The sequence below is a fragment of the Ramlibacter sp. genome (assembly GCF_028292805.1).
Taxonomy (GTDB): Bacteria; Pseudomonadota; Gammaproteobacteria; order Burkholderiales; family Burkholderiaceae_C; genus Ramlibacter.
On sequence record NZ_JAQGLS010000095.1, the window covers coordinates 1 to 24,832 of the forward strand.

26 protein-coding genes and 3 pseudogenes are annotated in these 24,832 nt (G+C 69.0%); 17 read left to right on the forward strand and 12 right to left on the reverse strand.

Features of this window, described 5'->3' with window-relative positions; genetic code table 11:
• A partial coding sequence (locus tag JWP65_RS05120) for an iron-containing redox enzyme family protein (protein ID WP_299760980.1) occupies positions 1-1,072 on the forward strand: 1,072 nt, incomplete at its 5' end.
• A gap of 309 nt (positions 1,073-1,381) precedes the next feature.
• Here JWP65_RS05120 and JWP65_RS05125 read toward each other — a convergent pair.
• Entirely contained in the window at positions 1,382-2,035 is a 654-nt protein-coding gene (locus tag JWP65_RS05125) for a DUF4130 domain-containing protein (protein ID WP_299760982.1), read from the reverse strand.
• A gap of 71 nt (positions 2,036-2,106) precedes the next feature.
• Positions 2,107-2,454, reverse strand: coding sequence for a hypothetical protein (locus JWP65_RS05130; RefSeq protein ID WP_299760984.1), 348 nt, complete (start codon positions 2,452-2,454; stop codon positions 2,107-2,109).
• A 205-nt stretch (positions 2,455-2,659) separates the two neighbouring features.
• Here JWP65_RS05130 and JWP65_RS05135 point away from each other — a divergent pair, with 205 nt between their 5' ends.
• Together JWP65_RS05135 and JWP65_RS05140 are read left to right on the forward strand one after the other, a co-directional pair.
• A complete protein-coding gene (locus tag JWP65_RS05135) occupies positions 2,660-3,163 on the forward strand; it encodes a chemotaxis protein CheB (RefSeq protein WP_299760986.1) in 504 nt (167 codons plus the stop codon).
• Positions 3,160-6,576, forward strand: a complete 3,417-nt coding sequence (locus JWP65_RS05140) for a CheR family methyltransferase (protein WP_299760988.1) — start codon at positions 3,160-3,162, stop codon at positions 6,574-6,576. The genes JWP65_RS05135 and JWP65_RS05140 overlap by 4 nt, the downstream gene beginning before the upstream one ends.
• Before the next feature lie 33 nt (positions 6,577-6,609).
• Here the strand turns inward: JWP65_RS05140 and JWP65_RS05145 are convergent, their stop codons facing one another.
• From JWP65_RS05145 to lgt, 4 genes and pseudogenes are all read right to left on the reverse strand, one after another.
• Complete coding sequence (locus JWP65_RS05145) at positions 6,610-8,154, reverse strand: malonyl-CoA synthase (protein ID WP_299760990.1); 1,545 nt, start codon at positions 8,152-8,154, stop codon at positions 6,610-6,612.
• Positions 8,155-8,299: 145 nt separating this feature from the next.
• The gene (locus JWP65_RS05150; protein WP_299760993.1) at positions 8,300-9,292 is read right to left on the reverse strand and encodes a tripartite tricarboxylate transporter substrate binding protein; all 993 of its coding nucleotides are present in this window, start codon (positions 9,290-9,292) and stop codon (positions 8,300-8,302) included.
• A 215-nt stretch (positions 9,293-9,507) separates the two neighbouring features.
• Positions 9,508-9,677, reverse strand: a pseudogene (locus tag JWP65_RS05155) (GntR family transcriptional regulator); the annotation flags it as partial.
• A gap of 179 nt (positions 9,678-9,856) precedes the next feature.
• The gene (gene lgt, locus JWP65_RS05160) at positions 9,857-10,696 is read right to left on the reverse strand and encodes a prolipoprotein diacylglyceryl transferase (RefSeq protein WP_299760995.1); all 840 of its coding nucleotides are present in this window, start codon (positions 10,694-10,696) and stop codon (positions 9,857-9,859) included.
• A 99-nt stretch (positions 10,697-10,795) separates the two neighbouring features.
• Between lgt and ilvD the strand changes: the two genes are divergently transcribed.
• Together ilvD and JWP65_RS05170 are read left to right on the forward strand one after the other, a co-directional pair.
• The gene (gene ilvD, locus JWP65_RS05165) at positions 10,796-12,493 is read left to right on the forward strand and encodes a dihydroxy-acid dehydratase (RefSeq protein ID WP_299760997.1); all 1,698 of its coding nucleotides are present in this window, start codon (positions 10,796-10,798) and stop codon (positions 12,491-12,493) included.
• Between the two features lie 81 nt (positions 12,494-12,574).
• Complete coding sequence (locus JWP65_RS05170; RefSeq protein ID WP_299760999.1) at positions 12,575-14,071, forward strand: FAD-dependent oxidoreductase; 1,497 nt, start codon at positions 12,575-12,577, stop codon at positions 14,069-14,071.
• Positions 14,072-14,077: 6 nt separating this feature from the next.
• On the opposite strand, the gene JWP65_RS05175 is transcribed toward JWP65_RS05170, so the two are convergent.
• On the reverse strand, positions 14,078-14,323 hold the full coding sequence (locus JWP65_RS05175; RefSeq protein ID WP_299761001.1) for a TIGR04438 family Trp-rich protein: 246 nt from the start codon (positions 14,321-14,323) through the stop codon (positions 14,078-14,080).
• Between the two features lie 103 nt (positions 14,324-14,426).
• Between JWP65_RS05175 and JWP65_RS05180 the strand changes: the two genes are divergently transcribed.
• Positions 14,427-14,732 (forward strand): c-type cytochrome, encoded by a 306-nt coding sequence (locus tag JWP65_RS05180; RefSeq protein ID WP_299761003.1) that lies wholly within the window; start codon positions 14,427-14,429, stop codon positions 14,730-14,732.
• An 88-nt stretch (positions 14,733-14,820) separates the two neighbouring features.
• Here JWP65_RS05180 and acs read toward each other — a convergent pair whose 3' ends face one another.
• Positions 14,821-16,806 carry an acetate--CoA ligase gene (gene acs / locus JWP65_RS05185; RefSeq protein WP_299761005.1) on the reverse strand — a complete coding sequence of 662 codons (1,986 nt, stop codon included), beginning with the start codon at positions 16,804-16,806 and terminating at the stop codon, positions 14,821-14,823.
• Between the two features lie 155 nt (positions 16,807-16,961).
• Between acs and JWP65_RS05190 the strand changes: the two genes are divergently transcribed.
• Positions 16,962-17,576: a YqhA family protein gene (locus JWP65_RS05190; RefSeq protein WP_299761007.1), complete on the forward strand. Its 615-nt coding sequence runs from the start codon at positions 16,962-16,964 to the stop codon at positions 17,574-17,576.
• A 100-nt stretch (positions 17,577-17,676) separates the two neighbouring features.
• On the opposite strand, the gene fumC is transcribed toward JWP65_RS05190, so the two are convergent.
• Positions 17,677-19,062, reverse strand: coding sequence for a class II fumarate hydratase (gene fumC / locus JWP65_RS05195; protein ID WP_299761009.1), 1,386 nt, complete (start codon positions 19,060-19,062; stop codon positions 17,677-17,679).
• A gap of 143 nt (positions 19,063-19,205) precedes the next feature.
• Here fumC and JWP65_RS05200 point away from each other — a divergent pair, with 143 nt between their 5' ends.
• The 3 genes from JWP65_RS05200 (at position 19,206) to JWP65_RS05205 (ending at position 20,770) form a co-directional block, all read left to right on the forward strand.
• Positions 19,206-19,412, forward strand: a complete 207-nt coding sequence (locus tag JWP65_RS05200; RefSeq protein ID WP_299761011.1) for a hypothetical protein — start codon at positions 19,206-19,208, stop codon at positions 19,410-19,412.
• A gap of 327 nt (positions 19,413-19,739) precedes the next feature.
• Positions 19,740-20,459 (forward strand): methyl-accepting chemotaxis protein, encoded by a 720-nt coding sequence (locus JWP65_RS20075; protein ID WP_367280472.1) that lies wholly within the window; start codon positions 19,740-19,742, stop codon positions 20,457-20,459.
• 92 nt (positions 20,460-20,551) lie between these two features.
• The gene (locus tag JWP65_RS05205) at positions 20,552-20,770 is read left to right on the forward strand and encodes a hypothetical protein (RefSeq protein ID WP_299761013.1); all 219 of its coding nucleotides are present in this window, start codon (positions 20,552-20,554) and stop codon (positions 20,768-20,770) included.
• Positions 20,771-20,795: 25 nt separating this feature from the next.
• On the opposite strand, the gene JWP65_RS05210 is transcribed toward JWP65_RS05205, so the two are convergent.
• The 3 genes from JWP65_RS05210 to JWP65_RS05220 form a co-directional block, all read right to left on the reverse strand.
• Entirely contained in the window at positions 20,796-21,062 is a 267-nt protein-coding gene (locus JWP65_RS05210) for a hypothetical protein (RefSeq protein ID WP_299761014.1), read from the reverse strand.
• 97 nt (positions 21,063-21,159) lie between these two features.
• Entirely contained in the window at positions 21,160-21,564 is a 405-nt protein-coding gene (locus JWP65_RS05215) for a hypothetical protein (protein ID WP_299761016.1), read from the reverse strand.
• Positions 21,565-21,576: 12 nt separating this feature from the next.
• Positions 21,577-21,702, reverse strand: a complete 126-nt coding sequence (locus JWP65_RS05220; protein WP_299761018.1) for a hypothetical protein — start codon at positions 21,700-21,702, stop codon at positions 21,577-21,579.
• A 120-nt stretch (positions 21,703-21,822) separates the two neighbouring features.
• Between JWP65_RS05220 and JWP65_RS05225 the strand changes: the two genes are divergently transcribed.
• The 7 genes and pseudogenes from JWP65_RS05225 to JWP65_RS05250 all read left to right on the forward strand — a co-directional run.
• Positions 21,823-22,182, forward strand: a complete 360-nt coding sequence (locus JWP65_RS05225; protein WP_299761020.1) for a winged helix-turn-helix domain-containing protein — start codon at positions 21,823-21,825, stop codon at positions 22,180-22,182.
• 360 nt (positions 22,183-22,542) lie between these two features.
• Entirely contained in the window at positions 22,543-22,977 is a 435-nt protein-coding gene (locus JWP65_RS05230; RefSeq protein WP_299761022.1) for a tripartite tricarboxylate transporter substrate-binding protein, read from the forward strand.
• Between the two features lie 174 nt (positions 22,978-23,151).
• On the forward strand, positions 23,152-23,496 hold the full coding sequence (locus JWP65_RS05235) for a hypothetical protein (RefSeq protein WP_299761024.1): 345 nt from the start codon (positions 23,152-23,154) through the stop codon (positions 23,494-23,496).
• A gap of 13 nt (positions 23,497-23,509) precedes the next feature.
• The gene (locus JWP65_RS20080; protein ID WP_367280473.1) at positions 23,510-23,704 is read left to right on the forward strand and encodes a recombinase-like helix-turn-helix domain-containing protein; all 195 of its coding nucleotides are present in this window, start codon (positions 23,510-23,512) and stop codon (positions 23,702-23,704) included.
• Positions 23,705-23,845: 141 nt separating this feature from the next.
• Positions 23,846-24,255: pseudogene (locus JWP65_RS05240) on the forward strand (3-phenylpropionate dioxygenase); the annotation flags it as partial.
• Positions 24,256-24,300: 45 nt separating this feature from the next.
• Positions 24,301-24,630, forward strand: a complete 330-nt coding sequence (locus tag JWP65_RS05245; protein ID WP_299761026.1) for a hypothetical protein — start codon at positions 24,301-24,303, stop codon at positions 24,628-24,630.
• 88 nt (positions 24,631-24,718) lie between these two features.
• Positions 24,719-24,832 (forward strand): annotated as a pseudogene (locus JWP65_RS05250) (GTPase); the annotation flags it as partial.

The following is a 24,832-nucleotide window of genomic DNA, read 5'->3' on the forward strand; positions in this document are numbered from 1 at the left end:
CGCCTGGCTGTACGGGCTGCTGCCGCACTGGGGCAGTCCGCGCCTGGGCGACCTGGTGCGCACTTATGTCGAGGCGCTGGGCGAAGGCGCGGCCGACAAGAACCACGTGGTGCTCTATCGCAGCCTGCTGGCGCGCTACGCGCTGGACCCGCTGGACGACCTGCCGGATGCGCTGTACGAACAGGGCCTCATCCAGCTGGCGCTGGCGTGGAACGCCGAGGAGTTCCTGCCGGAGGTGGTCGGCTTCAACCTCGGTTACGAACAACTGCCGCTGCACCTGCTGATCACCGCCTACGAGCTGAACGAACTCGGGCTCGACCCGTACTACTTCACGCTGCACGTGACGGTCGACAACGGCGACACCGGCCACGCCCGGCGCGCCTGCCAAGCCGTGCTGGATCTGCTGCCGCGGCTGGACGACGGCGGCCAGTTCTGGCGCCGCGTGCATGCGGGGGCCAAACTGTCCTCCACCGGTGCAGGCACCAGCGCGGCGGTCGACGGTTTCGACATCGCCCGCGAGGCCGTGCGCATCCTGGCGCGCAAGGCGCGCTCCGGTCACGGCGCCCACTCCGACTATTGCCGCGTGGGCGGGCGCAGCGTCAACGACTGGCTGCGCGATCCGCAGGAGCTGAGCGGCTTCATCGAAGCGCTGCGCCAGGCCGGCTGGATCAGGTTCGGCGAGCCGGCCGAGAACAGCCGGTTCTGGTCGCTGCTGCAAGGCGAGCGGGCCGAGATGTTCGGCGTGTTCTCCAGCTACGAGCTGCAGGTGCTGCATGACTGGCTGCGCGGCGAGGCAGCGGCGGACGGCCGCCCGTTCGCCGAGGCGGCGCCCCCTGGTATGCCGCGCCGCCGCGCCACCTTCCGCGCCATGGCGCGCAACGCGGCGCCCGCGGACGCCGCCGCGGCGCCGGACGGGCTGGACCCCGATCTGCAACTGCTGGCGAGCCAGTTGCGCACGCTGGAGGAACCCGCACGCACGGCCCTGCTGGTCAAGGCAATGTCGCCGGCCCAGCACTGGACGCCGGCCGGACTGGAAGCCACACGCCAGTTCTGGCAATCCGCCACGCGCTGACGCCCACCGGCGACAGCACTTGAGCTGCGGCCATGAACAGCCGCAGCGGCTGGCCTCCCTCACCCCCGGGAGCAGCCGTTCGAGATGCTGGCGGCGGCTTGCCACGGACCGGATCGGGCGGGTGCTGGCGATGCTGGCGATGCTGGCGCGGCTGCGCGCGCACATCCGCGAGCACCGCGTGGGACCGCCTGTTCATGCTGCCGCCTGATCGGAGACCGGGAGCGACTGGCAGCGCACCCGCAGCGACTTTTCGTTCGAGCGGGGCGAACATGCCCACCCTTCGGCACCGGGCTGGGGCGGCGCCCCGCCTCAGCAGTTCGAGGCGCCCTTCATGCGCCGCGCGAAGTCAACCCAGCCGGCATCGTCGTGGCTGGCCGGCCCGTGCGCGACCCCCGGCCCGCACAGCAGGCTGCGGCCGTCCCAGAAGGTGCTGCGGTCCGGCGTCACCAGCAGCCATGAGCCTTGCGGATGCAGCCGCGCCAGGGCGGCCGCGGCCTCTTCGGTGACATGGTGACGCGGCTCGAACCAGCCGAACCGCACCGGCTGCCCGTCCAGTTCGCCCACAGGCCGCAGCTGCACTGCCGCTTTCATGCGAAACACTTCGCGCCGCACCGCCTGTCCCATGCGCTGGGCCAGTGCCATGTCGGCATCGCGCGAACCGTCGAGCAGGTGCGGCTCGTGGATCAGGCGCCACAGCAGGCGGTACAACAAGTCGAACCGCGTCTCGTCGCGATGCAGGACCACCAGTTCGGTCAGGCGCAGGAAGGAGCGCGGAACGATCGCATTCAGCGCGGTTGTGAAAGCCGGCGGCCGGCTGGCCAGCCCGCGCACCGCACCGCTGACACCTTCCGCGGCGCTCGCCTCCCAGGCGATCTCGGCCGGCGGCACCTGGTTGGCCAGAAGGGTGTTCGACTGGGCACGAAAGCCGTGCACGTCGACGGGGCTGGCGAGATCGATACGCATATCGCGCGCATTTTAAGGCCGTCGAGCGGGGCGCTGTAGGACTTTTCCGGTCAGGGTGGCCGCTCGTGCCTTCAGGCGGATGCGATGACCCGCAGGCAGAGTTGGCGCAGGCGCGCGACGGCCGCGAGCAGCTGCTGGTGCGGCGCAGCCAGGTCGGCGGGCTCGGCCGACTGCTGCAGCCGCCACAGGCCGTGGGTCAGCTCGAAGTGGCGGATCAGCACTTCGACCCAGGCCACCGCCAGCGTAGGGAAGGTCGAGACGTACATGCGCATGTCGTCCACGTGCCGGCCGACGCGACGGTAGTGCTCCGGATCGCCTGGCAGGCCCAACAGCTGCCCCACATCGGCCTCGTAGGCCTCCAGCGAAGCGATCAACTGAAAAGCGATCGCACTTTGCGCGGAAGCTTGGGAGGCGGACATGGATTCGACTTTACATCCGCCGCCCCACTCTGGCGCGCCGGATGCGAAATATAGCGCCACGGTCAACGCTGGCCTGGCGCGAAGCCGCCAACAATGCGGATGCCTCCATGCTTCGGCCGCCTGGTGCTCATCGGTGTTTCGGCCGGTGGCGTGGCGGCGTTGCTGGAAATCACCCGGGCGCTACCGCGCCTTCGGGCCCATTTGCATGGTCCAGCACATGGCGGTGCGTGCCGCCAGCCTGCTGCCCGGGCTGCTGGCCTACCAGCGCGCCACCCGCCGGTGCACGGCCTGCGATGGTGACCGGCTGGTGCCCGGCACGCTCTTCATCGCACCGCCCGACCGGGATCTCGTGGTGGACGGCGAGCGGCCGCGCCTGATCCTCGCCCCCAGGGAACACCATTCCCGGCCCGCGACCGACCCGCTGTTTCGCACCGCCGCCCCGGCCTGGGGCCCCCGTGTGGTCGGGATCATCCCTGAGCGGGCGGCTGGACGACGGCAGCGCCGGCCTGCGGGCGATCAAGCCGCATGGCGGCATCGCGATCGTGCAGGCCGCGGCCGAACGGCGATGCCGGCCAATGCCATGGCCGCCGCGCACGCGGACCACTGCGTCCCGTGGCAGGCCATCGGGCTGCTGTGGAGCGGCTGGTTCACAGCCCGTTCGCGACCGACTGAGCGCCGCATAATGGCCCGCATCGAGAGGACCGAATGACAGCTGAACTCCGGCCGGACGGCGCAGAGCAGGACCTGGCCGACGAGATCGACGACATCATCCCGAGCCACGGCTATCGCAAGGTTCCGGTCGTGGCGCTGGGCGGCTCCGCCGGCAGCATCGAGGCCCTGCAGGCTTTTCTCGGCGCGATGCCGCCGCAGTCCGGGCTGGCGTTCGTGGTGGTGATCCACCTGGCCGCCGACCACGACAGCGCGCTGACCGACGTGTTGCAGCGCTGCACCCGGATGCCGGTGGTCAAAGTCGAGGGCACGCTGCAGGTGGACCCCGACACCGTCTACGTCATCCCGCCCGGCAAGACGCTGCAGTCGGAGCACGGGCGCCTGCGGCTGGGCGACATCCCGTTCGGCCCCACGCGCCACGTCGTCGTGGACGTGTTCTTCCGCACCCTGGCCGACAGCCATGGCGCCCACGCCGCGGCGGTGGTGCTCTCCGGCATGGACGACGACGGCGCCCTGGGCATCAAGCGTGTGAAGGAGCGCGGCGGCCTGACCGTGGCGCAGGATCCGGAGCAGGCGCTGCACGGCAGCATGCCGCGCGCGGCGATGTCCACCGGCATGGTCGACTGGGTGCTGCGGGTCGAGGAGATGCCCGAGCGGCTGCTGACCTACTTTCGCATGGAGAAGTCGGTCGCGCTGCCGCCCGAGGAAGCGGCGGCCGCGTCGGACGGCCACGACCCCACCGACGAAGACCGGCTGCGCGACGTCCTGGGCTTCCTGCGCGCCCGCACCAACCGCGACTTCTCGCAGTACAAGCGGGCCACCGTGCTGCGCCGCATCGGCCGCCGGATGCAGGTCAACGGGGTCCAGAACCTGCAGGCCTACCTGGGCGTGCTGCACGCCCGGCCAGGCGAGTCGATCGCGCTGTTGCAGGACCTGCTGATCAGCGTCACCAATTTCTTTCGCGACGCCGACGCGTTCGCCGCGCTGCAGCAGCACGTGCCGGCGCTGTTCGAAGGCAAAAGGCCGAACGACGCGGTGCGGGTCTGGTCCATCGCCTGCGCCACCGGCGAAGAGGCGTACAGCCTGGCCATGCTGCTGAGCGAGCATGCGCGCACACTGGAGGCCCCGCCCCTGATCCAGGTGTTCGCCACCGATCTCGACCAGGAAGCCGTCCAGGCCGCGCGCGAAGGCCTGTACCCGGCGGCGATCGTGGCCGACGTCAGCGAGGAGCGGCTGCGCAACTTCTTCACCAAGGAACACGCGGGCTACCGGGTGCGACGCGAGCTGCGCGAGATGGTGCTGTTCGCGGTGCATGACGTGCTGCGCGACTCGCCGTTCTCCCGGCTCGCCCTGGTCAGCTGCCGCAACCTGCTGATCTACCTGACGCGCGAGGCGCAGGCGCGCATCTTCGACACGGTGCACTTCGCGCTGGTGCCGCATGGCAAGCTGTTGCTGGGCGGGTCGGAAGCGATCGACGAGGCCAGCCCGCTGTTCGCGCTGGTCGACAAGGCCCACCGCATCTATGCCCAGCGGCCCACGCGCCGCTCCTCGCTGCCACTGCCACTGCCGCTGGGCTCGGTGGTGCGGCGGGCCATGGACAGCCTGCTGCCCGGGCCCGACGGCGCAAGGGCCGTGGCGCGCAGCACCGACCCGGCGCCGGGCCTGGCGGTGGTGGCGCCCGCTGCGCCCTCCAGCCGTCCGCGCGACGCCACGCACCACGCCTCCTGGGCCGAGCTGCACCTGCAGCTGCTCGAGCGGCTGGCCCCGCCGTCGGTGCTGGTCAACGCCGACTACGACATCGTGCACCTGTCGCCGAGCGCCGGCCGCTTCCTGCAGATGGCCGGCGGCGAGCCGAGCCGCAACCTGCTGCGCGCGTTGCAGCCGGAGCTGCGGATCGACCTGCGCGCCGCCCTGTACCAGTCGCAGGAGGGCAACGAGGTCCGGCTGCCGCCGATGCCGATCGCCATGACCGGCGGCACGGTGGTCGCCGCGCTGCGCGTGCTGCCCGTGCAGCAAGGCGGCGAAGCGCTCTACCTGGTGCTGTTCGAAGTGCAGGAAGGCGCCGGCGAAAGCGGCGAAGAGCGCACCGCCCGGCTGCACGCCGACCCGCTGGCGCGCCACCTCGACGCCGAAATCGAGCGGCTGAAACTACAGCTGCGCGAAACCGTGGAGCAGTACGAGGGGTCGACCGAGGAACTCAAGGCCAGCAACGAGGAGTTGCAGGCCATGAACGAGGAACTGCGCGCGGCCACCGAGGAGCTGGAGACCAGCCGCGAGGAGCTGCAGTCGATCAACGAGGAACTGAGCACCGTCAACACCGAGTTGAAGAGCAGCGTCGAGCAGCTCAGCCACACCAACAGCGACATGCTGAACCTGATGGACGCCACCGCCATCGCCACCGTGTTCGTCGCGCGCGACCTGCGGATCATGCGTTACACGCCGGCGGCGGTGGGCCTGTTCAACCTGATCCCCAGCGACATCGGCCGGCCGCTGACGGACCTGGGCTCCCGGCTCGACTACCCGCAGCTTGGCGCCGACGCCGCCCGCGTGCTGGAGCGGCTGGTGCCGATCGAGCGCGAGGTCGGCCGGCCCGACGGCGGCTGGTACCTGGCCCGGCTGATGCCCTACCGCACGCTGGACGACCGGATCGGCGGGGTAGTTCTCACCTTCATCGACATCAGCGAACGCCGCAAGGCCGAGGAGATGCGACTGTGGCTGGCCGCGGTGGTGTCATCGACCACGGACGCGATCATCAGCTTCGGGCCTGACGGCAGGATCCTGAGCTGGAACACCGGCGCCCGCAAGCTCTACGGCTACACGGTGGACGAGGCGATCGGCCAGCCCTTGGCCATGCTGGCGCCGCAGCGGCTGGTGGACCACGGCGAGCTGGTCGAGGCGGTGCTGGCGGGGCGCAGCTTCGAGAACCACGAGACGGTGCGGCGCCGACGCGACGGCAGCGAAGTGCAGGTGGCGCTGAACGTCACGCCGGTGCGCGACGGCCAGGGCGGGGTGATCGCCGGCACCGTGACGGCGCGCGACATCACCAGCCGGCTGGCCGCCAGCGAGGCGTTGCGCCAGAGCGAGGAACGCATGCGCATGGTGGTGGAAAACGCGCTGGACTACGCGATCTTCTCGACCGACCTGGACCGGCGCGTGACCACCTGGAACAGCGGCGCCGAACGGCTGCTGGGCTACGGCGAGGCCGAGATCATGGGCCAGCCGGTCGACCTGATCTTCACGCCCGAGGACCGGGCAGCCGACATGCCGGAAAAGGAGACCCGCACGGCCAGGCGCAAGGGGCGCGCCTCGGACGAGCGCATGCACATGCGCAAGGACGGCAGCCGGTTCCGGGGCACCGGCACGATGATGCTGATGCGCAACCAGGACCACGAGCCGATCGGCTTCGTCAAGATCCTGCGCGACCTGGGCGATCCGCGGCCGGAGCCGGAATAGCCGGCCGGCGCCACGGCGTGCCGCGCAATGGCCTCAGGGGCTGCCGACAGCCCCATCGAACAATCCCTTGTGCTGCTCGCGCAGCAGGTTCTTCTGCACCTTGCCCATGGCGTTGCGGGGCAGCTCGTCGACCACGAAACAGCGCTTTGGAATCTTGAAGTTCGCCAGCTGCGACTTGAGCGAAGCCACCAGTGCGTCGGCCGCCACCCGCTCGCCCTTGCTGGCCACCACCACGGCCACGCCGACCTCGCCGAAATCCGGGTGCGGCACGCCGACCACCGCGCTCTCGGCCACGCCCGGCATGTCGTTCAGGTAGCCCTCGATCTCGGCCGGGTAGACGTTGTAGCCGCCGCTGATGATCAGGTCCTTGCTGCGCCCCACGATGGTCACGTAGCCGCGCTCGTCGATGCGACCGAGGTCGCCGGTGCGGAACCAGCCGTCCGCGGTGAATTCCTCGCGCGTCTTTTCCGGCATCCGCCAGTAGCCCTTGAACACGTTCGGACCCGTCACCTCGATGGCGCCGATCTCGCCGGTGGCCAGGTCATGGCCGTCGTCGCCGCGCACGCGCAAGCCCACGCCAGGCAACGGAAAGCCGACGGTGCCGCCGCGCCGATCACCGTCGCTCGCCTGGTACGGGTTCGAGCTGAGCATGACGGTCTCGCTCATGCCGTAACGCTCCAGGATGGTGTGGCCGGTGCGCTCCTGCCAGGCGTTGAAGGTCTCCAGCAGCAGCGGCGCCGAGCCGGAGACGAACAGCCGCATGTTGCGCACCGCGTGGCGCGTCAGCGCCGGCTCGGCCAGCATGCGGGTGTACAGCGTGGGCACGCCCATGAAGACGGTGGCTTCGGCCAGCTTCGCGATCACGGCGCACGGCTCGAACTTGCCGAACCACAGCATCCTGCTGCCATTGAGCAGCGCGCCGTGCAGGGCCACGAACAGGCCGTGCACGTGGAAGATCGGCAAGGCGTGGATCAGCACGTCGCCGGGCTGCCAGCCCCAGGCGGTCTTGAGCACCTGCGCGTTCGACAGCAGGTTGCCGTGCGTGAGCATGGCGCCCTTGCTGCGCCCGGTGGTGCCGCTGGTGTAGAGGATGGCGGCCAGGTCGTCCTCACCGCTGGCGACGGTTTCGTGGGTGTCGGGCTGCAGGGCGGCGCGTTGCAGCAGCGTGCCGCCGCGATCGTCGCCCAGGGTGAAGACATGGCGGGTGCCGGCCTGGAATGCGATCTTGCTGACCCAGCCGAAATTGCCGGGGCTGCAGACCACGACCGCGGGCTCGGCATTGGCCACGAAATAGCCGATCTCCGCCTTCTGGTAGGCGGTGTTGAGCGGCAGGAAGACGTAGCCGGCGCGCAGCGTCGCCAGGTACAGCATCATCGCCTCGACCGACTTGTCCACCTGCACCGCGATGCGTGCGCCCGGCTCCAGCCGTAGCGAGCGCAGCAGATTGGCGAGCATGGCGGTGCCGCGCTCGAGGTCGCGCCAGCTGTAGGCCAGGCCGGTGTCGGTCTCGACGGCGATGCCCGAGAGGTCTTCGGGAAAGGCGGCGCGCAGCACCGCGAACAGGTTGCGGTTGTCCATCGGGAAGGAAAGTCGGGAAATGGGAAATTGTGGCAGCACCGCCGGCACCAGCCTTGCCATTGCGGCCTCGCGCCGCAACCCACGCGGTGACGCCATCACCGCCGCATGGATCCCGGCCGAGCCCGGAATGGCAAGACAGGCGCGCTCAGTCCAGCTTGGCGCCGGACGCCTTGACCACCGCCGACCAGCGCTTGATCTCGCCGGACACGTGCGCGGCGAACTGCTGCTGCGTGTAGTTGGGGAATTCGGCGCCCTGCGAAGCCCAGATGGCTTTGAGCTCGTCGGACTGGATGGCCTTGCGAACTTCGTCCACCATGCGCGCCTGCACGTCGGCCGGGGTGCCCTTGGGCGCCCACAGGCCGTACCAGGTGGTGACCGTGTAGTCGGGCATGCCGACCTCGGCCGCGCTCGGCACGTCGGGGAACGCCGGATTGCGCTTGGTGCCCGACACCATCAACGCCTTGATCCGGCCGCCCTTGATGTGCGCGGCGGAGGAGCCCAGGCCGTCGAACATCATGTCCACCTGGCCGCCGACCAGGTCGCGCAGCGCGGGGCCGGCGCCGGTGTACGGGATGTGGGTGATGAAGGTCTTGCTCTGCTGCTTGAACAGCTCGCCGGCCAGGTGGTGCGAGGTGCCGGTGCCGGCCGAGCCGTAGTTGTACTTGCCGGGGTTCTTGCGCACTTCGGCCAGGAAGGACTTGAAGTCGCCCATCGGCATCTTCTGCGGATTGACCACCACCACCTGCGGCACGCTGGCCACCAGCGTCAGCGGGATCAGGTCCTTCTCGAGGTCGTAGTCGAGCCGCGGATACATCGAGGGGGCGATGGTGTGGTGCACCGCGCCCATGAAAACGTTGTAGCCGTCCGGCGCCGCCCGCGCGGCCAGGCTGGCGCCCACGGTGCCGCCCGCCCCGCCCTTGTTGTCGATGATCAGTTGCTTGCCGGTGTTCTTCGAGAACACCGCCGACAACGGACGCGCGAAGGCGTCGGTGCCGCCGCCCGCCGGGAACGGCACGATCATCATCACCGGCCGGGCCGGCCAGGCCTGGGCCTGGGCTTGCACCAGGCCGCTAAAGCCGGCGGCGCCGGCCGCGGCCGCGCGCAACACGTCGCGCCGGGAAAGGCGGGTGGAATGCATCTGTTGTCTCCTGTGCTTTGTTCGGTATGACGGCTGACGGTACAGGTCTTCGATGGCCGCCGATATCGGGATTTCTCCCTGCGACAGCCGGGGCCCGGTGGCGGTCCAGCCGCTTCAAGTCGCTCAGGGAGTTCACCATGAGGCCGAAAGACTGCTTCAGCCTTTGACCAAGCGGCCGCCGACCCAGTAGTCCGGGATGCGCCTGGCGTGCGCATGCGCACCAGGCCCCCGGCGGTCAGCAGCTTGAGCGCCTCGCGCAGCGGCGCGCGCGAGATCTCCAGCTGCGCTCGTCCAGGACGGTCCCGGGCAGCAGCACGCCGGCGAAGATCTTCTCGCGCCGCTGGGCAGCGGCCTGACCGTGCAGACAGTTGTGGAACAGGCGCATGGACCGCCGCCCTGATTTCCGGTATTACGGCTAATTACGGTACAGGACAGGTGCGCGGGGGCGCCCGTGACGGGGCGACAAGAAAGCAAAGTGGCTGTCATGCCGCGCTCGACGGCGGATCGGGCAGCCGCCCTGCGGCTGCCGTCGCTGGGTTGCGGATCAAGTCCGCAATGGCAGGCCTAGCGAGGACGCACGGCGCCGCGCGGTGCCGGTTCCATCCGCGTCTCGGCCCACACCCAGAGCAGCACGCCGCCCAGGATCATGGGAATGCACAGCCACTGGCCCATGGTCATCTTCAGGGCCAGCACGCCCAAGTGGCTGTCCGGCTCGCGGAAGTATTCGGCGATGAAGCGGAACGCACCGTAGCCCACCAGGAAGAAGGCCGAAACCTGACCCATCTTGCGCGGCTGGCGCGCGTAGAGCCACAGCAGGATGAACAGTAGCACGCCCTCCAGCAGGAACTGGTAGAGCTGCGACGGATGGCGCGGCACGCCGGTGCCGCTTTGCGGAAACACCATTGCCCAGGGCAGCGCCGGGTCGGCCGCACGGCCCCACAGCTCGCCATTGATGAAGTTGCCGACCCGGCCGGCGGCCAGGCCCAGCGGAACGCAAGGCGCCACGAAGTCCATCACCTGCCAGAACGGCCGGCCGCGCGAACGCGCGAACCACACTTGCGAGGCGATCACGCCCAGCAGGCCGCCGTGAAAGCTCATGCCGCCCTGCCAGATGAACAGGATCTGCAGCGGGTTGGCCAGGTAGAACTCGGGCTTGTAGAACAGGCAGTAGCCGACGCGGCCGCCGACCACGGTGCCGAGCACCCCCAGGAACAACATGTCCTCGATGTCCTTGCGGCTCCAGCCGCCCGGGCCTTGCAGCGAGGCATAGGGCTGGTGCTTCAGGCGCAGATGGGCCAGCAGCATGAACAGCCCGAAGGCGGCCAGGTAGGTCAGGCCGTACCAGTGGATGGCCAAGGGGCCGAGCTGCAGCGCGACGGGATCGATCTTCGGATGGGTCAGCATGGCCGGCATTGTGGCCCACGGCGGCGCCTCCCGGGTGGGAGGCAGCGGCCGGCGCTGGCATACTTGCCCTCTCTTTCCGGCCCGACAGCACGAGACACCATGGACAAGAAGACCATCCCGATCCGCCCGCTGCGCAGCAGCAACATCACCGAGGGCAAGTCGCGCGCGCCCAACCGTTCCATGTACTACGGCATGGGCTACAAGGAAACGGACTTCGGCAAGCCGATGGTCGGCGTGGCCAACGGCCACAGCACCATCACGCCGTGCAACAGCGGACTGCAAAAGCTCGCCGACGCCGCAGTGCGGGCGCTGGAGGAAGCCGGCGCCAACCCGCAGACATTCGGCACGCCGACGATTTCCGACGGGATGGCGATGGGCACCGAGGGCATGAAGTACTCGCTGGTCAGCCGTGAAGTGATCTCCGACTGCATCGAGACCTGCGTGCAGGGCCAGTGGATGGACGGCGTGGTCGTGATCGGCGGCTGCGACAAGAACATGCCCGGCGGCCTGATGGGCATGCTGCGCGCCAACGTGCCGGCCATCTACGTGTACGGCGGCACCATCCTGCCGGGCAAGTGGAAGGGCGAGGACCTGAACATCGTCAGCGTGTTCGAGGCCGTGGGCCAGAACTCGGCCGGCAAGATCTCCGACCAGGAGCTCAAGGACATCGAGCAGCACGCCATCCCCGGCACCGGCTCCTGCGGCGGCATGTACACCGCCAACACGATGTCGTCGGCATTCGAGGCGCTGGGCATCTCGCTGCCCTACTCCTCCACCATGGCCAACCCGCACGACGAGAAGATGAACTCGGCCGCCGAGTCGGCCAAGGTGCTGGTCGAGGCGATCAGAAAGGACATCAAGCCGCGCGACATCGTCACTCGCAAGGCGATCGAGAACGCCGTGGCCGTGATCATGGCCACCGGCGGTTCCACCAACGCGGTGCTGCACTTCCTGGCGATCGCGCACGCCGCGCAAGTCGAGTGGACCATCGACGACTTCGAGCGCATCCGCAAGCGCACGCCGGTGCTGTGCGACCTCAAGCCTTCGGGCAAGTACCTGGCGGTGGACCTGCACGAAGCCGGCGGCATCCCGCAGGTGATGAAGCTGCTGCTGAACGCCGGCCTGCTGCACGGCGACTGCATCACGATCACCGGCCAGACCATTGCGGAGGTGCTCAAGCACATTCCGGATGCGCCGCGCGCCGACCAGGGCGTGATCCGCACCATCGAGAAGGCCATGTACAAGGAAGGCCACCTGGCCATCCTGAAGGGCAATCTGTCGCCCGAGGGCGCGGTGGCCAAGATCACCGGCCTGAAAAACCCGGTGATGACCGGGCCGGCCCGCGTGTTCGACGACGAACAGTCGGCGCTGCAGGCAATCCTGGACGGCAAGATCGTCGCCGGCGACGTGATGGTGCTGCGCTACCTCGGGCCCAAGGGCGGCCCCGGCATGCCCGAGATGCTGGCGCCCACCGGGGCGCTGATCGGCGCGGGGCTGGGCGAGAGCGTGGGCCTGATCACCGACGGCCGCTTCTCGGGCGGCACCTGGGGCATGGTGGTGGGCCACGTCGCGCCGGAAGCAGCCGCCGGCGGCACCATCGCCCTCATCCAGGAAGGCGACTCGATCACCATCGATGCCCACCGGCTCCTGCTGGAGCTGAACGTGCCGGCGGCGCAAATCGAGCAGCGCCGCGCCCGGTGGACGGCGCCCAAGCCGCGCTACACCCGCGGCGTGCAGGCCAAGTTCGCCTTCAATGCTTCGAGCGCCTCCAAGGGCGCCGTGCTCGACGACTATTGAGTCGTCGACGGCCGGTGTCGTCCTCGTCCTACGACGGACGCGCCGGCCGCTGCCTAGCATGTGGGTTTCAGGGAGAACCCCATGGACACGCTTTCCGTCTGGCGCGCCACGGCGGCGCCCACCGGCTTTGCCATGCTCGGCGAAGACCTCACGACCGACGTGCTGGTCATCGGCGGCGGCATCACGGGGGTGACGCTGGCGCTGCTCCTGGCCGAGCAGGGCCGGCAGGTGGTGCTGCTGGAGGCGGACGAGATCGGCAGCGGCGCCACCGGCAACTCCACCGGCAACCTCTACGCAACGCTGGGCAATGGCCTGCAGCAGGTCGTCTCCAGCTTTGGCCAAGAGACGGCGCGACAGGTGGTGGCCGAGCGGGCCGCCGCGATCGGCTTCATCGAGGAGCGCTGCCGCCTGGTTCCCGATGCGAGCTTCCAGCGCTGTCCATTGATGCTGTGGGCGCAGCCCAGCCAGCAGGACTGGATCGAAAAGGAAGTGAACGCGCTGCGCATGGGCGGCTGCTCGGTCGAGCGCGCCAGCGCCGTGCCGGCCCCGCTGCCCCCCGCGCCCGGCGACGTGCTGGTGCTGCCGGGGCAGGCGCAATTGCAGCCGCAAGCCTACCTGGCGGCGCTGGCGCGGGCGGCGGCGCTGGCCGGCGCGCGGCTGCACGAACATTCGCGGGTGCTGGAGATCGACAGCAAGGGCAAGCGCGTCGTCACCGCCTCGGGATCGGTGCGGGCCAGCGAGATCGTGCTGGCCACGCACACGCCCAAGGGCGTCCACCTGGTGCACGCCGAGATGCCGGTGCACCGCGAATACGGCATCGCCTTCGAAGCATCCGCGCTGGCGCTGCCGGCCGGCATCTACTGGTGGCGAGCGAGCGAGGGGCTGTCGGTGCGCACGGCGCAGGCGGGCGGGCGGCACTACGTGGTCTGCGTCGGCCAGGAGCACAAGGTCGGCATCCACAACGCCAAGGCCGGCCTGTTGGCGCTGGAAACCCTGGCGCAAAAGCACTTTGGCGAGCAGGCGGTCACCCATCGTTGGTCGGCGCAGAACTACCGCGGCGCCGACGCCCTGCCCTACATCGGCCGCAACAGCAACGGCTTCATCGCCACCGGCTTCGCCGCCGACGGGCTGGTCTGGGGCACCGTCGCGGCGCGGCTGATCGCCGAGCAGCTGGCTGGCAACAGCCCAGCCTTCGGCGAGCTGGTCGACCCGACCCGCCTGAACCCGGTCAAGGGAGCGCGCAACATCCTGCAGGAGAACGTCACGGTGGTGACGCAACTGGTCAAGGACTACCTGACCGATCGCCAAGGCGAGAAGCTGTCTGCGCTGGCGGCCGGCGACAGCGCCATCGTGGAGGTGGACGGCGAGAGCCTGGCAGCTTACCGCGCGCCGGACGGCGAGCTGTTCGCCGTCTCCAACGTCTGCCCGCACATGGGCTGCAAGGTGCACTGGAACAGTGTGGAAACCAGCTGGGATTGCCCTTGCCACGGCAGCCGCTTTCGGCCGGACGGAACCGTGATCGAAGGCCCCGCGCTCAGCCCGCTCAAGCGCAGGCACCTGTCCGGGCTGGACGGCTGAGGCGGCTCAGCGGCGGCGCTTTTTCGGGGCCATCCCCAGCGCCTCGCGCGACTTGTCGATCCGGGCCTGCTTGCGCGTGCTCTCGCGCTCCATCGCCTTGCGCTTGGTGTAGCCGGACCAGTCGGCCCAGGCCCACCACGCCACTGCCAGCGCGAACGGGGACAACACCCACCACCATGACCATTCGGCCACCGCGCCGATCTCGAGGTATTTCAACGCGAGCAGGACGATTCCGATACCGAGCAGATACATGCGCACTCCACAATGACGTCAAGGCAGTCCGGACGAGGCGGTCAACGCCGCTCCGTACAATACCGTTGCAGGAATGTAACCCAACCCGTTTGAGGACCACATTATGAAAAAAGCCCTGTTTATGCTGGCCGCCCTGGCCGCGATCTCGGCGCCGGCCATGGCCGACCTGGCCCTGGCCACCGCCAAGAATTGCATGGCCTGCCACGCCGTCGACAAGAAGCTGGTCGGCCCCTCCTACAAGGAAGTCGCCACCAAGTACGCCGGCCAAAAGGACGCCGTGGACAAGCTGGCCGCCAAGATCCTCAAGGGCGGCTCCGGTGTCTGGGGCCCGGTGCCGATGCCCGCCAACGCGCAGGTGAGCGAGGCCGAGGCGAAGAGGCTGGCCGGCTGGGTGCTGACGCAGAAATGACCCTGGCGTGGAAATGAAAAGAGCCCGCGGTTGCGGGCTCTTTTCATTTCGGCCGCGATGAGCGGCCGGCCAGGATGGCAATGCGACTTCAGTTGGTCTCCGACAACTGATCCAGGATTGCCGGATTCTCCAGCGTGCTGGTGTCCTGCGTCACCTTCTCGCCCTTGGCGATGCTGCGCAGCAGGCGCCGCATGATCTTGCCGCTGCGGGTCTTGGGCAGGTTGTCGCCAAAGCGGATGTCCTTGGGCTTGGCGATCGGGCCGATTTCCTTGGCCACCCAGGCGCGCAGTTCATTGGCGATCTGTTTCGCCTCTTCGCCGGTCGGGCGCGGGCGCTTGAGCACCACGAAGGCACACACCGCCTCGCCCGTCACGTCGTCCGGGCGGCCCACCACGGCGGCTTCGGCCACCAGGTCGGTCTTGGAGACCAGCGCCGACTCGATCTCCATGGTGCCCAGCCGGTGGCCGGACACGTTCAGCACGTCGTCGATGCGGCCGGTGATGCGGAAATATGCGTTGTCGACGTTGCGCACGGCGCCGTCGCCGGCCAGGTAGGTGGTGCCCCCCAGTTCCTCCGGGAAGTAGCTTTTCTTGAAGCGCTCCGGGTCCCCCCAGATGGTGCGGATCATCGACGGCCACGGCCGCTTGATCACCAGCATGCCGCCGGCGCCGTTGGGAACGTCCTTGCCGGTTTCGTCGACGATCGCCGCCATGATGCCGGGCAGCGGCAGCGTGCACGAGCCGGGCACCGTCGGCGTGGCGCCGGGCAGGGGCGTGATCACGTGGCCGCCGGTCTCGGTTTGCCAGAAAGTGTCGACGATCGGGCAGCGCTCGCCGCCCACATTGCGGTGGTACCACATCCAGGCTTCCGGGTTGATCGGCTCGCCCACGGTGCCCAGGATGCGCAGCGACGTCAGGTCCCAGTTCCTCGGGTGCACCTTGGCGTCGGTCTCGGCCGCCTTGATCAGCGAACGGATCGCCGTCGGCGCCGTGTAGAACACGGTCACCTTGTGCCTTTCGATCATCTGCCAGAAGCGCCCCGCATGCGGATGCGTGGGAATGCCTTCGAAGATCAGCTGGGTGCAACCCGCCGCCAGCGGACCGTAGACCACGTAGCTGTGGCCGGTGATCCAGCCGATGTCGGCGGTACACCAGAACAGGTCCGGCGGCTGGATGTCGAAGGTCCAGTCCATCGTCAGCTTGGCCCACAGCAAGTAGCCGCCGGTGGAATGCTGCACGCCCTTGGGTTTGCCGGTGGAGCCGGAGGTGTAGAGGATGAACAGCGGATGCTCGGCGCCGACCGGCTCGGCCGGGCACGTGTCCGATTGGCCCTGCAGCGCCTCGTCGAAGCTCTTGTCTCGGCCGGCCACCATGGGCACGGGCGTCGCGGTGCGCATGTAGACCAGAACCGTCCTGAGCGTGTCGCAGCCGCCCATGGCCAGCGCCTCGTCGACGATGGATTTGAGCCCCAGTTCCTTGCCGCCGCGCAGCTGGAAGTTGGCGGTGAGCACGGCCACCGCGCCGGCGTCGATGATGCGCTCCTGCAGCGACTTGGCCGAAAAGCCCCCGAACACCACGCTGTGGGTGGCGCCGATGCGCGCGCAGGCCTGCATGGCAACCACGCCCTCCACGCCCATCGGCATGTAGATGACGACCCGGTCGCCCTTGCCGATGCCCTGGGCCTTCAGCGCGTTGGCAAAGCGCGAGACCTTCACCAGCAGGTCCCGATAGGAGACGCGGGTGACGGTGCCGTCGTCCGACTCGAACACGATGGCGGTCTTGTGCTCCACCGGCGTGCCCATGTGCTTGTCCAGGCAGTTGGCGCTGGCGTTCAGTTCGCCGTCCTCGAACCAGGTGTAGAACGGGGCCCGGGTCTCGTCCAGGACCTTGGTGAACGGTTTGGTCCAGGCCAGGTTCTCGCGCGCCAGCCGGGCCCAGAAGCCTTCGAAGTCGTCCTCGGCTTCGCGGCACAGCGCCTCATAGGCTGGCATGCCGGAAATGCGGGCGGCCTTCACCGCCGCGGCGGCGGGGGGGAACACGCGGTTTTCAACCAGGACGGACTCGATGGCGCTCATGCTTGTCTCCGTGGAGGGAAAAATCTGTCGTTAATGTCCGGCTTCGCACTTACGAGCCACTGACTGCCCCGAGTCTGACAAGGTTCTGCCGCCATGGTGCGGGAACCTACAATTGCGTCCATTCGCGTTACCCCGCATCCCCGGTAAAACACCCCATGGCAAAAGAAGATCCCGCTTTCATCGCATCTCCCCTGCGCCCCCTTCCCAACCTGATCTTCGCCAGCCGCTGGCTGCAGCTGCCGCTGTACCTGGGGCTGATCGCGGCCCAGGCGGTGTACGTCGTGCATTTCCTGCTGGAGCTGTGGCACCTGATCGAGGCCGCCGCCGGCAGCCAGGCCGCGCTGCAATCGCTGGTCACCAGCATCGGCTACAAGGCGACCGTTCCCGTCACCTCGCTGAACGAAACCATCATCATGCTGGTGGTGCTGGCGCTGATCGACGTGGTGATGATCTCCAACCTGCTGATCATGGTCATCGTCGGCGGCTATGAAACCTTCGTCAGCAAGCTGGGCCTGCAGGGCCACCCCGACCAGCCCGAGTGGCTCAGCCACGTGAACGCCTCGGTGCTGAAGGTCAAGCTGGCCACCGCGATCATCGGCATCTCTTCGATCCACCTGCTCAAGACGTTCATCAACGCCGACAACTACTCGGACCGGGTGCTGATCGCGCAGACCGTGATCCACATCGCGTTCCTGCTGTCGGCGATGGCGATCGCCTACACTGACAAGATGATGTCGGACTCGGCGGCGGCGGCCGCGGCCAGGCACTGAGCGCCTGAACCTGTGATCCCGGCTTGCCCCGGAATCCAGTGGCGGCGCCTCCGGCGCCATGGCCGTGTGTGGATCCCGGCCTGGGCCGGGACGACCGGGGTCAGCGCCCCGTCATCTTCTCCGGCCGCACCCACTGGTCGAACTGCTCGGCGCTGACGTAGCCCAGCGCCAGCGCCGCCTCGCGCAGGCTGGTGCCTTCCTGGTGCGCCTTCTTGGCGATCTGCGCCGCCTTGTCGTAGCCGATGTGCGGGTTCAGCGCCGTCACCAGCATCAACGAGCGGCTCACCAGGTCGGCGATCCGGTCGCGATCGGGCTGGATGCCCACCGCGCAGTGGTCATTGAAGCTGCGCATGCCGTCGGCCAGCAACCGGATGCTCTGCATGAAGTTGTGAGCGATCATCGGCCGAAACACGTTCAGCTCGAAGTTGCCCGAGGCGCCGCCGAAGTTGATGGCGACGTCGTTGCCGAACACCTGGCAGCACAGCATGGTCACCGCCTCGCTCTGGGTGGGGTTCACCTTGCCCGGCATGATCGACGAGCCCGGCTCGTTCTCGGGGATGGTGAGCTCGCCGATGCCGCTGCGCGGGCCGCTGGCCAGCCAGCGCACGTCGTTGGCGATCTTCATCATGCTGACCGCCAGCGTCTTCAAGGCCCCGTGCGCATGCACCAGCGCGTCGGCCGCGGCCATCACCTCGAACTTGCTGGCGGCCGTCACCAGCGGCAGGCCGGTCAGCCGCGCCAGCTCCTGGGCGACCTGCTCGGCGAAGCCCCTGGGCGCGTTCAGCCCGGTGCCCACGGCCGTGCCGCCCAGCGCCAGCTCGCACAGGTGCGGCACCGCGGCGTGCAGGTGGCGATCGTTCTGCTCCAGCTGGGCGACGTAGCCGGAGAATTCCTGGCCTAGGGTCAGCGGGGTGGCGTCCTGCAGGTGGGTGCGCCCGATCTTGACGATGCCGTCGAACTCGCGCGACTTGGCGGCCAGCGTTTCACGCAGCAACGCAAGCGCCGGCAGCAGCTTGTTGCGTATGCCCTCGACCGCCGCCATGTGCATCGCCGTCGGGTAGACGTCGTTGGACGACTGGCTCCTGTTCACGTCGTCGTTCGGATGCACCAGCCGGCCCTCGCCGCGCGGCCCGCCCAGCAGCTCGCTGGCGCGATTGGCCAGCACCTCGTTGACGTTCATGTTGGTCTGGGTGCCCGAGCCGGTCTGCCACACCACCAGCGGAAACTCCTCGTCGTGCCGTCCTTGCAGCACTTCGTCGGCGGCGGCGACGATGGCGGCCGCCTTTTGCTGGTCGAGCAGCCCCAGCAGGTGGTTGACCACGGCGCAGGCCCGCTTGACCTGGACCAGCGCGCGAATGATTTCGGGCGGCTGGCGCTCTCCCGAAATGTCGAAATTCTGCAGCGAGCGCTGGGTCTGGGCACCCCACAGCCGCTGCGCGGGGACGGCCACGGGGCCGAAGGTGTCGTGTTCGATGCGGGTGGACATGGGTGTGAGGCTGGAGGGCTTGAGGATTTCACCGTAGCAGCTTTCGCCAGGAAATCGCGTAAATCCAATTACAAACCAGTGGGCCGGCAGCGCCGGAGGGGCTGCAGCTTTCTGGCCGTCCCCCCTGGAGGAGACCTCGATATTTGCGGTTCGCCCCGGCCTTCTGGCTGGCGGGACGCCTGAGCTTGTTGGCGGGCTTCATGCTGTCCGCCACCCTCGTCGTGCCGCCGACGGCGCTGCGCCGTACCTCGCCACACCCGCCCGCGCGGGCTGGCCGCCCAGCCGTGGTGAGCCTGCTGGTGGCCTTGGCGCTGTACCTGCTGCGGCGCTGCGGGGCTACATGTCGCTGAGCGCGTCCAGCGGATGATCCGCTTGAGCGGGCGGATCGCCAGCGGCAAACCGCTGGGCGAAGCCGAGGGGACCATCTGCTGGCGGGCGACCACGCGGCCGGCTGTGGTCTCCATCATCAAGATGAACCGCAGCGTGGCCGCGATCGTCGGCCAGATCCGCTCCAGCGCGAATGCCGTCGCCGGCGCCGCCCGCCGGATCTGCGATGGCAATGGCGACCTGGCCAGCGCAGCCAGGAGCAGGCCGCCCTGGAGGAAACCGCCTCGGGCATCGACCAGCTGGCGTCCACTGCCCGCCAGAACGCGGAAAGCTGCGAGTTGGCCCGGCGCATGGCCAGCAAGGCCGCGAGACCGCCGACGGCGCCGCCGGCCAGATGCAGGAAGTGGCCACCACCATGGAGCAGATCGACCGCGGCGGCGCCACCTCGGCGAGATCCGGGGCGCGGTCGGGGCATCGCCTTTCAGACCAACATCCTGGCACCGAATGCGGCGCTGGAAGCGGCCCGCGCCGGCGAGCAGGGCCGGGGTTTTGCCGGGGTCGCCAGCCAGGTGCGGGCGCTGGCGCAGCGCGCAAGCCGCGCGCGAGATCAAGGCGCTGATGCACGCTCGGCTGACAGCATGGCGCGCGGCCGCAAGGTGGTGGCCGGAGCCGGCGCCACCCTGGCCGAGGCCGTGACCGGCGTGCAGGAGGTCAGCCAGGTGCTGGCCAACATCGCCCAGGCTCGTCAGAGCAGAGCGTGGGCGTCGCGGAGATGCCCAAGGCGATCCTGCAGGCCGACGCCGTCACGCAGCAGAACGCGGCCCTGGCGAGGACGCCCGGGCCGCCGCCGAGGCCTTCGAGCAGGAATCGCGCGGCTGGTGGAGGTGGTCGGCCGCTTCAAGGCCGACCACGGGCTGGAGCGCACCGCGTCGTGGCCATGGTCAAGGGGGCGTGCGCCATGTGCGCCAGCATGGTGCGCGCCGCGCCTGCGCCAACTTCAACGACCCGCGCGGGGGTTCGTGCGCGGCGCCGACTACATCTTTGCCATGGACACCGGGGGGTGCGGCTGACCTTCCCGCCCGAGTCGGCCCCAGTCGGCCCCAGTCGGCCCCAGTCGGCCAGAACATGTGGGGGGCCACCGACGTCGACGGCAGGTACTTCGGTGGCGAGATCCTGGAAGTTCGTGCGCACGGCAGGCCTGGGCTGGCTGGACTTCAAGTTCCTGAACCCGAAGAGCGGCCGCGTCGAGAAGTCGACGTACGTGGAGGCGGTGGACGACCTGGTCCTGGGCTGCGGCATCTACCGGGACGACGCACCGACGGCCGCGGCGCCGGTGGCCGGCCGGGCCGACCCGCCGTTGCTGCGGGGCTCCGCCGCCTGAGACGGCGTGGAGCGCGGCGGGCCGGTCACCACAGCCAGTACCCGACCGCGGCGGCGATCAGCGCGGCGCCGAGCGCGCCCAGGGCCAGCGCCAACAGGCTGCGCGCGCCGCGATCCTGCGCCGGACCGAACACTTGCCACGGCGGCAAGGGAATGGTGCCGTGCCGGCGCACCGGAATGTGCGGCGCCTGCCGCCCGCCCGGGCCCGCCAGGGCAGGCAAGCCGAGGCCACACACCGGGCAGGCCACCTCCCCGGACAGCGCCTGTGCGCCGCACCTGTCGCAACCCGTCATCGCCCCGCTCCTTGTCCTTGTTTTGTTCTGATTTCGAGACTCATCTGAGCGTACCCGCCGCGGCCGCGGCGTGTCAATGCAGGGCCTGTAACTGCTGTCAGCCTTCGCGTCGGGGCACCAGCGCCAGGCCGATCTTCATGGTGTAGATGACGATCAGGGTGCCGGCCAGGTCGGCCACGAACATCGCGACGAAACCTTCCAGCAGGGCATCACGGCCCTGCAAGGCGAACAGGACGTGGTGCAGCAGCGGGCTGGCCAAGGCACAGGCCACGCTCAGCAGCAGCAGCCGCCGCGGCGTCAGCTTGGCCAGCGACGGGTACAGCCCGTACAGCCGGCCGGCCAGCCGGTAAACCAGGTAAGGGGCCAGCGCGCCTGGGCTGCCGCCGATGAGCGCGGGCGTGAAGTCGTGCGGGAAGAACCACAGGAAGCTGATGCCCCAGGAGACGATCAGCAGGCCGACGGCCCCCGCTTCGGCGAACAGCAGGGTGCAGACCAGCGGCATGCCCGCCGGCAGCTAGACCCAGTTGATGCCCGGTGTGTGTTCGGACCGCTTGAAAAGCAGCTCGTTGAGCGCCAGCACGGAGGAGAACAGCACGATGGTGAGGACCACCAGAGCGAACTGCGTGCGCAACCAAGCCATCAAACCGCTCCTTCAGGTAGGATGATTCTTGTTCCTGTAGCGATGTCACGAATAAAGCTCGCCTTTCTCGCACACGCGGTCGAATAATCACCGACCCCGCCGCACCCCGATCGGATCGCCATGAAAAAGACCAAGCGCCCCGCTGACGTCTACCTGCGCTTCCTTCAGCTGACCGAGGCCATCCGGGGCCTGCCCGCCCTGCCGCCGCTCGACCCGCTGGAAGAGCGCATTCTCGCCTTCGTGGCCCGCGCCGGCCAGCGGGAGCAACGCCTGTCCGTGCGCGACATGATGGCCAAGGACGAGCTGGGAGCCCCGGCCACCATCCACGGCCGGCTCAAGTCGATGCGGGAAAAAGGCTGGATCGCGCTGGCCGACACCGAAGACGCCCGCCGCAAGCAAATCGAGCTGACCCAGGCCGCCATGCGCCACTTCGACCGGCTGTCCAAGTGCTTGATGCAGGCGGCCAAGACGGGGGCTTGAGCGTCGCAGCCGCACCGGGGCGGCATCGCCAAAATGCGGTGACACGCACGCCGCAGTGTGGAACGGGCCTGGCCCGTATCATCCCCGCCCAGGGCCATCCCGGAGAGCGGACCCATGAAGACCACCAGCACGCACCGCCAAGCCGGACGGCATCGGCTGCCCCTGGACGGAGGTGGACAGCGAGGGCACGCAGCTGGATGTCTTTCATTTTCCGACCACTCTGATGACCCTGGTGGGCAATGTCCTGCGGCACACCGTCACCCTGCCCTGCACCGACGAATTCGGCCCCGCGGCCCAGGGCCTGGGCCAAGGCAAGACCATCCGCATCATCACCGGCTTCCCGCCGGGCGGCAGCGTGGCGTGCCGTACAAAGGCACCGCCCCGATGGTGGCCGACCTGCTCGGCGGTCATGTGGCGGTCGGCGTCAATCCAGTGGCCGACGTCGCCGACCACCACAGTGCAGGCAAGCTCAAGGTGCTGGCCGTTGGCGGCGCCCAGCGCTCGCCGCTGCTGCCACAGGTTCCCACGCTGGCCGAACTCGGCCACAAAAATCGCGGGCGGCGGCGTCGAGCGGTATGGCTTTTTCCTGCCCAAAGGACGCCGGCCACCATCGTCGCGGCCTACACGCAGGCGCTCAAGACCATCCTGGAGATGCCGCAGGTCAAGGCCCAGTTCGCGCCACGCAGCTGTCAGACCCATGTCCAGCCGCCCGAGGAATTCGCCGCCGCGATCCGGCGCGAGAGCGAGATCTGGCGCGGCGTGGTGGCCGCGACGGGCTCCACGCCGCAAGGCTGACCCAGCCAATGCAAGATCCTGCCCTACGCGCAGACAGCCTGGTGTAGCGTGGCTGGGACGTCGCCGCCCTCATCAACCGGGAGCTGCTCCAGGCGCTGGTCCGCCATGGCGTGCGCGACGACACCCAATTGCGCGCGCAGCGCGGCGCATGAACCAACACCAACGGAAGCCGAGATGACGACCGACTCCCCTTCGCCCGAAACCGCAGCGACCGTGCTGCTGACCATCATCTTCAAGCACCACGAAGGCCTGGTGCTCGACGACATCCAGGGCAAGCTGAAGGCCAGTGACTGGTGGGAAGCGTTCCCGCCGGCCGGCGCGCGCGTCGTGTCGTGGACCGTGGCCATGGGCTTGGGCCAGATCTGCACGCTCGAAGTGCCCGCCGACCAGCTCGGCTTGGTCAACCTGGAGCTGGAGCGGCGCGCCTGGGGCGTGTTTCGCACCGAGGTTTACGCCACCTACGACTTCGTGCCGGTGCGCGAGCGCATCACGGCGCGGGTGCGCGCCGGAGGCCAGTGATTGCAGCACCCACCTGGAGCCGCACCAGACCCGCAGCCAGCCGCCGACGGGCTGGGAGAACCTGCTGGCTGACGCGTTCGAGCGCGCCTTTGCCGGGGGCGCGGCGACGCCGCAGGAACTGGCGGCTGCGCTGAACCTGGGCGGACCGCGGCGTCCGGACGGCGCGGCCTGGACCGAGGCCGAGCTGGCGCGGCTGGGCGTGCCATGACGGGCAGCGCGCCGACGAGGCGCGGCTGCTCGCCACGGGACTGAAGGACACCTGGTTTGCGATCTGCCCCTCAGGCTTCGTGAGCGCGGAACCGATCTCGCTGCGGCGCCTGGGCCGCAAGCTCGTGTTGTGGCGTGACGACTGTTCGAGAAAAAGGACCAGCAGGACCGCAACTTCGACTGGGTCGAGTTCGGCGACACCGGCTTTCACTGGCAGCGGTTGTCCATTCCGTACCCGAAGGGCGCGGGACCGGTGGCCACTTCCACATCGTCGGCAGCTTCACCCCGATCGGGGACGGCCTGGCCGCCCTGGTCCACTGGCGCTGTCGCAAGGTGCAGGGCTGGCAGCGCGACATGTGGCGCTTCCTGTTCCGCAACCGGATGCGGGCGCGCCACTGGGCGGTGCTGGAGCAGGACCGCGCGCTGCTCGAAGCCATGGATCCGGACGCCAATCAGCGCGAGACGCTGTACGACCACGACCACGACGCCGGCCTGGTGCGGCTGGGCCGCTATCTGCGGCAGCAGGCCAGGCGGCAGCTGGGCGCCAAGTAGCACCGACGGCGAGTCCATCTTTGCGGCTCTCGCGTACAGTGCCGCATGAACTGGATCCGCTCCCGCATCGTCGCCTCGCCCCGTCCCGCCCTCGTCCTGGGCAAGGCCATCTTCCTGGCCGGCGCCCTGCTGATCGTCGCCGCCCTGTTCGGCCGCATCGGGATGATCGGCGCCAATGCCGAACGTGCCAAGGCCGGCCTGCCGTCGCTGGCCAGGCTGGTCGAACTCTATCCGCAGCACCCCACCTGGCTGGTGCCGGAAGGCCCGGTCGGCTACAGCGTCGCCGCCCTGCTGGTGCTGGCCGGAATGGCGCTGGTCGTGGTGGCGAGCGACGCGCTCAAGCGCTCGGGCCCCGGCGGCAATCCGCCCTGGTGAGCGGGTCCCCGGCGCCCGTGGCGCAAAGCGCAGAACCATTCCCGCGCAGCGCGGTCCCACACGGTTCCTTCACTACACGACTGCCGACATGACCCAAGATGAAATCAAGGCCGTCCTGACCATGAGCCTGCTGGCGGCGTTCGTCGACGGCGACAAGCACGAGCGTGAACGCGCGGAGATCAAGCGCATCGCGCAAGGGCTG